Consider the following 12,247-nt stretch of genomic DNA (forward strand, 5'->3'; position numbering starts at 1 on the left):
CCGCCTGCCTGCCTACCACTGTGTCTGCGCCAGCAGCAGCTGGGCCAGTGCCTTGATGCGCGGCGAGGCCTGGCGCGTGCGCGGGTAGACCAGGGACAGTTCGCGGGCGCGGCCCTCGTGCTGGGGCAGCAGCCGCACCAGCCGGCCCGCCTGCAGGTGCTCGCGCACCGCGAACTCCATGACCTGGGCCACGCCCAGGCCGCCCAGCGAGCCTTCCACCAGCGGGTCGCCGCTGTCGAAGGTCACGGTCTGTGGCGCAGGCCAGTCCAGCATCTCGCCATTGCCCGCCAGGAACTGCCAGGGCACGCGCCGGCCCAGGTAGTGGTTGTAGACGGCCATGCAGCTGTGCTGCGCCAGCTCCTGCAGCGTATGCGGCGTGCCGCGCGCCGCCAGGTAGGCGGGCGAGGCCACGGTCACCCAGCGCAGTGGCGGCAGGGCGCGGGCAATCATGCGGCTGTCTGCCAGCGGGCCTATGCGCACGGCCGCGTCAAAGCCTTCTTCCACCATGTCCACCATGCGGTCGGTGAAGCTGGTGTCGATCTGCAGCTGCGGATGCTCGCGCAGCAACTGCCCCAGCAGCGGCACCAGCACGATGCGGCCCAGCATGGACGGCGCCGTCATGCGCAGCACGCCGCTGGGCGCGCAGCGCCGGTCGCTGACCAGCTGGCGCGCCTCTTCCAGCCCGGCGATCAGCGGGGCGCAGCGGTCCACCAGCGCGCAGCCATCTGGCGTGAGCGAGACGCTGCGCGTATTGCGATGCAGCAGCCGCGTGCCCAGGTCTTTCTCCAACTGCGCCACGGCGCGCGAGATGCGGGGCTGGCTGGTGCCCAGCAGCGTGGCTGCCTGGGTGAAGCTGCGGCTTTCGGCCACCTTGATGAGCAGGTGCACGGCGTTGAGATCCATGGCATGTCTCCAGATTCGATTAATGCAGTTTTGCATAAGAAAAATGAAAATCTGCTGTTTATCTTCACAAGTGCATTAATTAGGATCGGCGCCATGCCAATGACCGATTCCCCCGGCGCCCTGCGCCACCCGCGCGCCGCCCTGGCGCTGCTGTCCCTGTCCCAGCTGCTGATTGCGCTGGATGCCACCATCGTCTTCGTCGCGCTCGACGCCATGGGCCAGCAGTTGCAGATGGACGCGCACCATCTGCAATGGGTGGTCAGTGCCTACAGCGTGGCCTTTGGCGGCTGCCTGCTGCTGGGCGGGCGCTGCGCGGACCTGCTGGGCAAGCGGCGCATGTATGTGGCGGGCATGGCGCTGTTCGGCCTGGCCTCCCTGGTCGGCGGCTTTGCCTCGCAGCCCTGGCAACTGGTGCTGGGCCGCGCAGGGCAGGGCGTGGCCGGGGCGCTGCTGTTTCCGGCCACGCTGTCGCTGATCAACACCTTGTATGCGGCAGGGCCCGAGCGCAACCGCGCCCTGGCCGTGTGGAGCATGGCGTCGGCCGGCGGGCTGGCGGCCGGCGCGCTGCTGGGCGGCGTGCTCACGCAGACGCTGGGCTGGAACTGGGTGCTGTGGGTGCTGGTGCCCGTGGCCTGGCCGTGTGCCATGGCGGCGCTGCGCTTTCTGCCGCCCTCGGCCCAGACCGGGCGCGCCGCGCCGGGCCAGGGCTTTGATCTGGCTGGCTGCCTGAGCGTGACCGTGGGCAGCAGCCTGCTGGTGACGGCCCTGGTGCAAGGCCCTGAATGGGGCTTTGCCAGCGCCGCCACGCTGGGGACGCTGGCCGTGGCCATGGCGGCGCTGGCCCTGTTCTGGCGCATCGAGGCCCGCATCGCCTCGCCGCTGATGCCGCTGTCCCTGCTGCGCGTGCCCAGCCTGCGCGCGGCCATGCTGCTGACCATGATCTTCATGAGCAGCTTTGGCGTGCAGTACTACTTCCTGGCGCTGTATTTCCAGCAGATCTTCGGCTGGAGCCCGCTGCAGGCCGGCATGGCCTTTTTGCTGCCCACGGCGGTCTGCACGCTGGGCATCCGCTGGGCCGAACACTGGCTGCACCGCTCCACACCGCGCGCCGTGCTCATGGGCGGCTGGGCCGCAGGCACCATCGGCCTGGCCTACATGGCCTGGGCGCTGCCGCTGGGTGGCAGCTATGTCTGGCTGGTGCCCGGCTTCGTGGTGCTCAGCCTGGGCCAGGGCGCGTGCTGGACCGCCATGTGGGTGGTGGCCGGCCAGGGCGTGGCGGCTGCGCAGCAGGGCGTGGCCTCGGGCATTGCGGCCACGGCCCAGCAAGTGGGCGCGGCACTGGGGTTGGCCCTGCTGGTCATGGTGGCCACGGCGCCGCTGGCCGGCATCACGGCGCCCGATGCGCTGCGCGAGGCCACGGCCCGGGGGCTGCAGCAGGCCGAATGGGGTGCTGCACTGATCGCGCTGCTGGGGTGGGTGGTGTCTGCGGGCATGCGCCGCGCACCGGCAAGCCAGGCCGTGCCGGGCGCGGAGCAGCCGGCCTGCTCGCCTTGAGGTCACTGGCCCGCAGTTACCATCTGCGGCTGCTTTGCACACCCCTCACCACCAACCCACATGGCAGAAACGAGCATCTCCAGCGACTGGGTCCGGCATTCGCAGCTGGGCGTTGGCCTGGAGCGCATCGAGGCCTACTTCGGCGGGCACGGCTATGCGCCCCACAGGCACGACACCTATGCACTGGGCCTGACGCTGTCCGGCGTGCAGAGCTTTGTCTACCGCCGCAGCCAGCGGCACAGCCTGCCGGGCGGTGCCATGGTGCTGCATCCCGATGAATTGCATGACGGCCACGCGGGCACCGACGCAGGTTTTCGCTACCGCATGGTCTATGTGGAGCCGGCCCTGATCCAGCAGGTGCTGGGCGGCAGGCCCTTGCCCTTTGTCGAGGGCGGGCTGTCTGCCGATCCGCGGCTCAAGGCCGCGCTGCTGCCGCTGCTGCAGGGCCTGGATGAAGACCTGGAGCCGCTGGCGCGCGACGACGCCATCTACGACCTGGCATGGGCGCTGGACGCCGTGGCGGGCCGGCGCAACGTCCGGCGCCTGCCCGACCTGGGGGCCGTGGAACGCGCCCGCGCCTGCATCCACGACGCGCTGGAGCAGGGCGTGACCCTGGAGGACCTGGCTCGGGCCAGTGGCCTGGACCGCTGTCGGCTGTGCCGTGACTTCCGCGCGCTCTACGGCACCAGCCCCTACCGCTACCTGACCATGCGCCGGCTGGACACCGTGCGGCGCCTGCTGCTGGCCGGGCAGCCCGTGGCCGATGCCGCACTGCAGGCCGGCTTCTTCGACCAGAGCCACATGGCGCGCCAGTTCGCCATGGCCTATGGCGTGCCGCCCGCACGCTGGCTCAGGCGCCTGGGCGCAGCCTGAGCTGCACGATCGTGCAAGACCGGAGGGATGGCGCTTCCTAGCATGGAGGCTTCACACGCTTTCATAAGGTCTGCCCATGACGTTCCCCGTTGAAAACCGCCCCTACGAGGCCATCAACTTCCCCGAGAAATTCAGCCGCTTCACCGGCCAGTGGAGCCCCCGCGTCGTCGCCGAGATGAACGACTACCAGTTCAAGATCGTGCGCGTGCAGGGCGAGTTCATCTGGCACTCGCATGCAGAAACGGATGAAGCCTTCCTGGTGCTGGACGGCGAGCTGCGCATCGACTTCCGTGATGGCCATGTGCTGCTGCGCCAGGGCGAGCTGTACGTGGTCCCCAAAGGCACGGAGCACAGGCCCAGCGCCGAGCGGGAAGCCCGCCTCATGCTGATCGAGCCGCGCGGGGTGCTGAACACCGGGGAGGAAGGCGGCGAGAGGACGGCGATGAACGACGTGTGGGTATAGCCAGCCCGTAGCCATCCCATGAACAAGGGGCGCCGCAGCGCCCCTTGTTCCCGGAAGTGCGGAGCGCTCAGCCCAGCAGCAGCGCGTCGTCGGCCAGCTTTTCGCCGCGCACCTTCTCGAACATGTGCAGCAGGTCTGGCACGTCCATGCGCGCACGCTCCTCGCCGCTGACGTCGAGCACGACCTGGCCCTGGTGCAGCATCACCGTGCGCTCGCCCACGTCCAGCGCCTGGCGCATGCTGTGGGTGACCATCATGGTGGTGAGCTTGGCCTCGGAGACGATGCGCGCCGTCAGCTGCAGCACGAAGTCGGCCGTGCGCGGGTCGAGCGCGGCGGTGTGCTCGTCCAGCAGCAGGATGCGCGAAGGCTGCAGCGCCGCCATCAGCAGGCTCACGGCCTGGCGCTGGCCGCCAGAGAGCAGGCCGATGCGGTCGGTCAGGCGGTTTTCCAGACCCAGGCCCAGGATGGACAGGCGCTCGCGGAAGTTGTCGCGCATCTCGGCCTTGACGGCGCGGCTCAGGCGGCGGAAGGTGCCGCGGCGCTGGGCCAGGGCCATGTTTTCCTCGATGGTCAGGTCCTCGCAGGTGCCCGCCATGGGGTCCTGGAAGACGCGGGCCACGCGCTCGGAGCGGGCCCACACGGGCAGGCGCGTCATGTCCTGGCCGGCGATCTCGATGCGGCCCTTGTCCACGGACAGGTCGCCCGAGACGGCGTTCAGGAAGGTGGACTTGCCGGCGCCGTTGGAGCCGATGACGGTGACGAACTGGCCGTCGGGAATGTCCAGCGACATGCCGCGCAGCGCCCGCGTTTCGATGGGCGTGCCGGGGTTGAAGGTGATTTCGAGTTGTTGTGCGCTCAGCATGAGGGTTCTCCGGCGATCAGGACTTGCGCTGTGCAAACTTGCGCTTCAGTTGGGGGATCACCAGGGCGACGGTCACCAGCAGGGCGGTGACGAGGTTCAGATCCTGGGCCTTGAGGCCGATGAAATCGCTGTTGAGGGCCGCTGCAATGAAGAAGCGGTACACGATGGCGCCCACCACCACGGCCAGCGTGGCCCAGACGATGCGGCGCGAAGGCAGGATGGACTCGCCCACGATCACGGCAGCCAGGCCGATGACGATGGTGCCGATGCCCATGGAAATGTCCGAGCCGCCCTGGGTCTGCACGAACAGCGCGCCGGCCAGGCCGACCAGGCCGTTGGAGATCGCCATGCCCAGCAGGATCATGGCGCCGGTGTTCACGCCCTGCGAGCGTGCCATGCGGGCGTTGGAGCCCGTGGCGCGGATGGCCAGGCCCCGCTCGGTGGCGAAGAACCAGTCCAGGCCCAGCTTGGCGAGCACGACGATCACGAACAGGATCACCGGGCGCATCACATAGTCAGCCACGCTGTCGGGCTGCAGCAGGGTGAACAGCGTGGTCTCGTTGATCAGCGGCACGTTGGGGCCGCCCATGATGCGCAGGTTGACCGAATACAGGCCGATCATCATCAGGATGGAGGCCAGCAGATCCATGATCTTCAGGCGCACATTGAGCCAGCCCGTGATCAGGCCCGCGACGGCGCCAGCGGCCGTGCCGGCCAGCGTGGCCAGCCAGGGATTGGTGCCCGTGGAAATCAGGATGGCGCAGACGGCGCCGCCCAGCGGAAAGCTGCCGTCCACCGTGAGGTCGGGAAAGCGCAGCAGTCTGAACGAGATGAAGACGCCCAGCGCCACCAGGCTGAAGATCAGGCCGATCTCGACGGCACCGAGCAATGAGAAAAGAGACATAGGAGGAGCGACAGGCGCGTGGGACAGAAAACGACTTAAAAAAAGGGCAGGGCCATGTTGCCATGGCGCCTGCCACCGTGGGCGCACTGCCCGGGTTGGTCCCGGGCAGGCAAACCCCGGGTATTACTTGATCACCTGGGCGGCCGACTTGACCAGCGCGTCGGACAGCTTGACGCCTTGCTTCTCGGCGGCGCCGGGATTCACGAACAGCTCCATCTTGGTGCTGACTTCGGTCTTCATGTCGCCGGGCTTTTCGCCCTTGAGGATGCGCACCACCATGCGGCCGGTCTGCTCGCCCAGATCGCGGTAGTTGATGCCCAGGGCAGCCACGGCGCCGCGCTTGACGGAGTCGGTGTCCGAGGCCACCAGCGGGATCTTGGCGTCCTGGCCGACCTTGACCAGCGACTCGTAGGCCGAGACCACGTTGTTGTCGGTGTTGGTATAGATCACATCGACCTTGCCGACCAGGCTGCGCGCGGCGCTGCTGACGTCCACGGAACGGGGTGCGGCGGCTTCCACCAGGGTCATGCCCAGCTTGGGCAGCAGGGCCTTGAGTTCCTTGACCACCACGGCGGAGTTGGCCTCGCCGGGGTTGTAGACCATGCCCACGCGCTTGGCGTTGGGCACGACCTGCTTGACCAGATCCATCTGCTTGTCCAGGGCCAGCAGATCGGACACGCCGGTCACGTTGTTCTTGGACGGCTCCCAGCTGGGCACCAGCTTGGCGGCCACGGGGTCGGTCACGGCGGAGAACACCACGGGCACGGTCTTGGTCGATGCGACCACGGCCTGGGCCGAGGGCGTGGCGATGGCCACGATGGCGTCAGGCTTGTCGCCCACGAACTTGCGTGCGATCTGCGCGGCCGTGCCGGTGTTGCCCTGGGCACTTTGGTACTGCCACTTGAGGTTCTTGCCGGCTTCGTAGCCAGCTTCCTTGAGCGCGGCCTGCACGCCGTCGCGCACGGCGTCGAGTGCAGGGTGCTCGACGATGGCGGTCACTGCGACCGACTTCTCGTCAGCGGCGTGGGCGCCGCCCGCGATGGCGGAAATTGCCAGGGCCAGCGCGCCCAGGGGCGCCCAAGACAAGTGCTTCATACGTGTATCTCCAACGTGCTTGTGTTTGTTCCTGTTTGCTCAGCAGAAGGCCGCACAGGACGGTCGCGGCGCTTCGCGGCAAAGTCTACTGCAGCCGCCCTGTACGCCTTGGCGTTTGGACGACCCGGTTTTCACCTATAGGTTTGTATCTAAAAATTGGCATGAAATCTGCGGGGAATGCCCTAGGTGCAACTTTTTCATGCGTGTTGGACAGGTTTGGCGGTGCAGGTTTGCGTCTTCAGGGGCTTGTTTTTGGCTTTGTCGTGCATTTTTATTGCGTGCAAGCGCCTTTCGGATGGCCTTCTATGCTTTCTGGGCCTGCATGGCTTTGACGGCGCTCAAAGAAAAAGCCTGCGCAAGCAGGCTTGGGCAGGCTTCAGAGGAGGGCCGGTGTGGCGTGCGGATCACATGCCCGCGTAGTTCGGCCCGCCGCCGCCTTCGGGTGTGACCCAGACGATGTTCTGCGTGGGGTCCTTGATGTCGCAGGTCTTGCAGTGCACGCAGTTCTGGGCGTTGATCTGCAGGCGCTTGCCGCCCTGGGCCGTGTCGTCCACGAACTCATAGACGCCGGCCGGGCAGTAGCGCTGCTCGGGGCCTGCGTACTTGGCCAGGTTGATGGCCACGGGCACCGAGGCGTCCTTGAGCGTCAGGTGGGCGGGCTGGTCTTCGGCGTGGTTGGTGTTGCTGATGAAGACGCTGGACAGGCGGTCGAAGGTCAGCTTGCCATCGGGCTTGGGGTAGTCGATGGGCTTGCACTCGGCCGCAGGCTTCAGGTAGGCGTGGTCGGGCTTGTCGCGGTGCAGCGTCCAGGGGATGTTGCCCTTGAGCACGAACTGCTCGATGCCGTTCATCAGCGTGGCCGTGGTCAGGCCCTTCTTGAACCAGGCCTTGAAGTTGCGCGACTTGTTCAGCTCTTCGTACAGCCAGCTGTTCTCGAAGGCCTCTACATAGGCGCCCAGCTCGTCGCCCTGGCGGCCCGCGACGATGGCGTCATAGGCGGCCTCGGCGGCCAGCATGCCGGTCTTGATGGCGGCATGGCTGCCCTTGATGCGGCTGACGTTCAGGAAACCTGCGTCGCAGCCCACGAGCGCGCCGCCCGGGAACACGAACTTGGGCAGGGACAGCAGGCCGCCGGCCGTGATGGCGCGCGCGCCGTAGCCCAGGCGCTTGGCCGGCTTGATGCCCTTGGACTCGTCGCCTTCCAGGTAGTAGCGGATGTTGGGATGGGTCTTCCAGCGCTGGAATTCCTCGAAGGGGCTCAGGTAGGGATTGGCATAGTCCAGGCCCGTGATGAAGCCCAGCGTGACCTTGTTGTCGTCCAGGTGGTAGAGGAAGGCGCCGCCGTAGGTCTTGCTGTCCATGGGCCAGCCGGCCGTGTGCATCACGAAGCCGGGCTTGTGGCGTGCCGGGTCGATTTCCCACAGCTCCTTGATGCCCAGGCCGTAGCTTTGCGGGTCCTTGCCGGCGTCCAGCTGGTACTTGGCAATGATCTGCTTGCCCAGGTGGCCGCGTGAGCCTTCGGCAAAGATCGTGTACTTGGCGTGCAGCTCCATGCCCAGCTGGAACTCGCCCGTGGGTTCGCCGTCCTTGCCGATGCCCATGTTGCCGGTGGCCACGCCCTTGACCGAGCCGTCGTCGTTGTAGAGCACCTCGGCGGCAGCAAAGCCCGGGAAGATTTCAACGCCCAGTGCCTCGGCCTGCTCGCCCAGCCACTTGACCACGTAGCCCAGGCGAACGATGTAGTTGCCATGGTTCTGGAAGCAGGCCGGCAGCAGGAAGTTGGGCGTGCGCAGGGCGGATTTCTCGCCCAGGAAGACCATGGCGTCATCGGTGACGGGCTGGGTCAGGGGTGCGCCCTTTTCCTTCCAGTCAGGGATCAGCTCGGTCAGCGCACGCGGGTCCATGATGGCGCCCGAGAGGATGTGGGCACCGGGCTCCGAGCCCTTTTCCAGCACGACGACGGAGACATCCTGGCCTTTTTCGGTCGCCAGCTGCTTGAGGCGGATGGCCGTGGCCAGGCCGCCGGGGCCGCCGCCAACCACCACCACGTCGTATTCCATGGCTTCGCGCGGCCCGTACTGGGCCAGGATTTCTTCGTTCGTCATCGGGGTGTCTCGCTTGGATATTGAAAAAACAGGATGTTCGGCAGACCGAACGTTCGTTCGGCTGCAGCGCAAATGCCGCAATGCGGTGGATTCTATGACGTGCGTGGACCCCGTCGTTGCTGATAGGTGACAGCGCGGGAATCCGCCCTGCTGCACAGTGACCGGGGGCTGCGGGGCATGGTGCCTTGCGGTGGCGCTACAACAAGGAGACTGCAGGCATGCGCATAGAGATTCCAGAATATAAAAAATGGGTTCACGAGATGCGATTCAAAGTGCGCTGGGGCGACATGGACGCCATGGGCCATGTCAACAACGCCATGTACTTCCGCTATCTTGAGACTGCCCGCATCGACTGGATGGTTGAAGCGGGCATGGCGCCTACGCCGGGCGGGCAGGGGCCGGTCATCGTCAATGCGTTCTGCAACTTCCACCAGCAGCTGGCCTATCCCGACGAAGTGCTGCTCAAGATGTACGTCAGCGACCCCGGCCGCACCACCTTCGAGACCTGGGGAACCATGGAACGCATCTCCGAGCCCGGCGTCATCTGCGCGGCCGGCGGCGGCACCGTGATCTGGGTGGACTTTCCCAGGCAGAAGGCCATCGAGTTGCCGGGCTGGGTGCGGGAGATGGTGGGATAGCGGCCCTGGCGCCCTTCAGATGATGTGCCTGGGCACTGCACGCCAGGCCGTGGCGCCCGGAGTGCCTGCGGGCGAGGGAGCCTCGCGGATCATCGGGTGAACGACACATGCCGTGTCGTCCATGCCCGCATTCCCCAGGAGGTTCGATATGGATTGGTTGCAAAAGCTGCTGTGCCGGCTGTTTGGCTATCGCTGCCCGTTGAGCATCGAGCTCAACGGCGACAGCATTCTCAACGGCTACGGCGTGGACATCACGCCGGTGCAGCGCATCCAGGCGGCACGCCCCTGGTGGACGCTGGATGACAGGTGCATCAACGGCCTGCGGCTGCAAAAACTCATGCTGACGTTTGCCGATGTGCCGCACAACAGCCGCGTCACGGTCATCGCCCTGGGCGCCAATGACGGCTTCGGCCTGGTCCCGCCAGACGAGTACCGGGCCGACCTGCTGGAGGCCGTGCGCATCAGCCGGGAATGTGGCTCCACTCCCGTGTTCACGGGCCTGCCCGGCATGCCGCTGGGGCGCTTTCCCGTTGAATGGACGGACAACCTGGACGCCCTGAACGCGGTGATGCACGACATCGCCACGCAACAGGGCATACCGCACGCCGGCTGGGATGCCGATTTTCGCGGTGACGAGGACCTGAACCCGGATGGCGTGCACCGCACCCAGGCCGCCAGCGACAGGTTGGCGCAACTGCTGATCCAGACGATTGACGGGCTACCGCGCTGAGCCTGCAGAGCCGGGCCGCCGAGCAGCACAGTTCAGGCCGACTGGCGCAGGACCCGCTTCGGTCTGGCTGGCAGCAAGGCGGCGGCCAGCTCGCCGCGCTCGGCAGGGCGCGCATGCCCCTTTGCTCAGAGTGGGAGGGGAATTCGCGACGGATTCGTTGAGCCGTGGAGCAGTGGCTGCAGCATCGGCTGCAGCCCGAGCATCAGATCAAGGTTCTGCACCGCCGCGCCGGCGGCGCCCTTGCCCAGGTTGTCGAACACGGCGGTCAGCAGCACCTGCTGCTCCTGCGGCTGTCCGAACACCGCGAGCCGCATCCGGTTGCTGCCATTGAGCGCGCGCGGATCGAGCCGCTGCGCATCGGCGTCCTCCTCCAGGGGTTGCAGCTCGATGCAGGGCTGGCCCTGGTACCGCGCCTGCAGCGCAGCGTGCAGGCTGCGGGCGGTCACACCAGCGGGCAGCAGCCGCAGATGCAGGGCGATGGTCAGCACGATGCCTTGCCGGTAGTGGCCATAGGCCGGCACGAACACCGGCGCATGGGCCAGGCCGGCATGCTGCTGGATCTCGGGCACGTGCTTGTGGTGCAGACCCAGGCCATAGACCTGCAGGGGCACGGCAGTCGCGGCGGCAGCGCCCTCATGGTCCAGCAGCCCTGCGCGGCCCCGTCCCGAATAGCCCGATACCGCGTGAATGGCCAGCGGGTAGTCGGGGGGCAGCAGGCCCGCGTCGATCAAGGGCCTGAGCAGTGCCAGCGCACCTGTCGGATAGCAGCCGGGATTGCTGACGCGCCGGGCATGGGCGATGCGTTCAGCCTGGCCTGCCTCCAGTTCCGGCAGGCCATAGACCCAGCCCGGCGCGGTGCGATGCGCAGAACTCGCATCGATCACGCGCACGCCGGGCCGGCGCACCAGCGCCACGGCCTCGCGCGCAGCCTCGTCCGGCAGGCACAGCAAGGCGATGTCGCAGTCGTTGAGCGCCTCGGCCCGGTGCGCCGTGCTTTTGCGCAGGTCGGCCGGCAGCTGCAGCAGGCGCAGGTCGGTCCGATCCGCCAGCCATTCGCGCACCTGCAGGCCGGTGGTGCCTTGGTCGCCATCGATGAAAACAAGAGAGGTCATGGGTTGCTCCGATTGGGTGTGGAGCGCATGTTGCAGCGCCTGCCGCATGCAGGCCAGTTGAATCTGACAAACTACGGATTCATGATTCCTGAATTGCTGGCAACCTGGGACACCGCACCATGCGCGAAATCAATCTGGACCGTCTGCGCACCCTGCTGACGGTGGCCGACCTGGGCTCATTCGCTGCCGCCGCCAAGGTGCTGCACCTGGCGCCGCCCACGGTGACGCTGCATGTGGCGCAGCTCGAAGAGCGTCTGGGAACTCGTCTATTGCACCGCGCACCGGCCGGCGTCACCGCCACATCGGCGGGCAGCCTGCTGATAGACAAGGCGCGCCAGCTCCTGGCCGAGGCTGACGATCTCCTGCAGACCGTGCAGCGCCAGATCGCCACGCGCGGGGGCCGCGTGCGCCTGGGCGCCTCCACCGGCGCACTCGCGCACCTGTTGCCCCAGGCGCTGGAAACCCTGGCCGCCCGGCATCCCGAGATCGATGTGCAAGTGGCGGTGATGACCAGCGAGGAAGCCCTGGCGCGCCTGGCCGCCGGCAGCCTGGACATCGGCATCGTCGCTCTGCCGCAGCCCGTGCTGCGCGGGCTGCAGGTGCAGGCCTGGCGCCAGGACCCCGTGCTGGCCTTCATCCCGGCCGCCTGGAAGCCGCCGCGGCACATCACGCCCGCGTGGCTTGCGGCCCGTCCGCTGATCGCCAACGACCGTGGCACCCGGCTGTCGCGCCAGACCGCCGAATGGTTTGCCGCAGGCGGCGCCCGGCCGCAGGCACGGATCGAGCTGAACTACAACGACGCAATGAAGAGCCTGGTGGCGGCGGGCTACGGCGCCGCGCTGCTGCCCCATGAGGCCGGCGCACCGCAGCCTGACCCCCGCATCACCACGCGGCCCCTGCGGCCAGCACTGTCAAGGGCGTTGGGCATCGCGCATCGCAAAAGGCCGGATGACGATGCGACGACGGTGACGATTGAGGTTTTGATGGGGATGCGGGGGCGTTGAAGGG

12 protein-coding genes are annotated in these 12,247 nt (G+C 67.3%); 6 read left to right on the forward strand and 6 right to left on the reverse strand.

Going from position 1 to position 12,247, the window contains the following annotated elements; translation table 11 throughout:
- Positions 1–12 precede the first annotated feature (12 nt).
- Positions 13–903 (reverse strand): LysR family transcriptional regulator, encoded by an 891-nt coding sequence (locus tag IB269_RS06085; RefSeq protein ID WP_192366651.1) that lies wholly within the window; start codon positions 901–903, stop codon positions 13–15.
- A gap of 93 nt (positions 904–996) precedes the next feature.
- Here IB269_RS06085 and IB269_RS06090 point away from each other — a divergent pair, with 93 nt between their 5' ends.
- The 3 genes from IB269_RS06090 (at position 997) to IB269_RS06100 (ending at position 3,793) form a co-directional block, all read left to right on the forward strand.
- Positions 997–2,457 (forward strand): MFS transporter, encoded by a 1,461-nt coding sequence (locus IB269_RS06090; RefSeq protein ID WP_192366652.1) that lies wholly within the window; start codon positions 997–999, stop codon positions 2,455–2,457.
- Between the two features lie 60 nt (positions 2,458–2,517).
- Complete coding sequence (locus IB269_RS06095; protein WP_192366653.1) at positions 2,518–3,330, forward strand: AraC family transcriptional regulator; 813 nt, start codon at positions 2,518–2,520, stop codon at positions 3,328–3,330.
- Positions 3,331–3,406: 76 nt separating this feature from the next.
- Positions 3,407–3,793, forward strand: coding sequence for a cupin domain-containing protein (locus IB269_RS06100; RefSeq protein ID WP_096916615.1), 387 nt, complete (start codon positions 3,407–3,409; stop codon positions 3,791–3,793).
- A 67-nt stretch (positions 3,794–3,860) separates the two neighbouring features.
- Here IB269_RS06100 and IB269_RS06105 read toward each other — a convergent pair whose 3' ends face one another.
- The 4 genes from IB269_RS06105 to IB269_RS06120 form a co-directional block, all read right to left on the reverse strand.
- Positions 3,861–4,655, reverse strand: coding sequence for an ABC transporter ATP-binding protein (locus IB269_RS06105; RefSeq protein ID WP_012206116.1), 795 nt, complete (start codon positions 4,653–4,655; stop codon positions 3,861–3,863).
- Between the two features lie 16 nt (positions 4,656–4,671).
- Positions 4,672–5,559 carry an ABC transporter permease gene (locus IB269_RS06110; protein WP_034394853.1) on the reverse strand — a complete coding sequence of 296 codons (888 nt, stop codon included), beginning with the start codon at positions 5,557–5,559 and terminating at the stop codon, positions 4,672–4,674.
- A 123-nt stretch (positions 5,560–5,682) separates the two neighbouring features.
- Positions 5,683–6,654 carry an ABC transporter substrate-binding protein gene (locus IB269_RS06115; protein ID WP_012206114.1) on the reverse strand — a complete coding sequence of 324 codons (972 nt, stop codon included), beginning with the start codon at positions 6,652–6,654 and terminating at the stop codon, positions 5,683–5,685.
- A gap of 404 nt (positions 6,655–7,058) precedes the next feature.
- Complete coding sequence (locus IB269_RS06120; RefSeq protein ID WP_192366654.1) at positions 7,059–8,759, reverse strand: electron transfer flavoprotein-ubiquinone oxidoreductase; 1,701 nt, start codon at positions 8,757–8,759, stop codon at positions 7,059–7,061.
- 218 nt (positions 8,760–8,977) lie between these two features.
- On the opposite strand from IB269_RS06120, the gene IB269_RS06125 reads away from it, so the two are divergent.
- Positions 8,978–9,397: an acyl-CoA thioesterase gene (locus IB269_RS06125; RefSeq protein WP_141831558.1), complete on the forward strand. Its 420-nt coding sequence runs from the start codon at positions 8,978–8,980 to the stop codon at positions 9,395–9,397.
- 148 nt (positions 9,398–9,545) lie between these two features.
- Positions 9,546–10,127: a GDSL-type esterase/lipase family protein gene (locus IB269_RS06130; protein ID WP_013801954.1), complete on the forward strand. Its 582-nt coding sequence runs from the start codon at positions 9,546–9,548 to the stop codon at positions 10,125–10,127.
- A 125-nt stretch (positions 10,128–10,252) separates the two neighbouring features.
- Here the strand turns inward: IB269_RS06130 and argC are convergent, their stop codons facing one another.
- Positions 10,253–11,239: an N-acetyl-gamma-glutamyl-phosphate reductase gene (gene argC / locus IB269_RS06135; RefSeq protein ID WP_192366655.1), complete on the reverse strand. Its 987-nt coding sequence runs from the start codon at positions 11,237–11,239 to the stop codon at positions 10,253–10,255.
- A 119-nt stretch (positions 11,240–11,358) separates the two neighbouring features.
- Between argC and IB269_RS06140 the strand changes: the two genes are divergently transcribed.
- Positions 11,359–12,243 carry a LysR family transcriptional regulator gene (locus IB269_RS06140; RefSeq protein WP_017407463.1) on the forward strand — a complete coding sequence of 295 codons (885 nt, stop codon included), beginning with the start codon at positions 11,359–11,361 and terminating at the stop codon, positions 12,241–12,243.
- Positions 12,244–12,247: the final 4 nt, after the last annotated feature.

This window comes from Delftia sp. DLF01 (genome assembly GCF_014852125.1).
In the GTDB taxonomy this organism is placed as follows: Bacteria; Pseudomonadota; Gammaproteobacteria; order Burkholderiales; family Burkholderiaceae_C; genus Comamonas; species Comamonas acidovorans.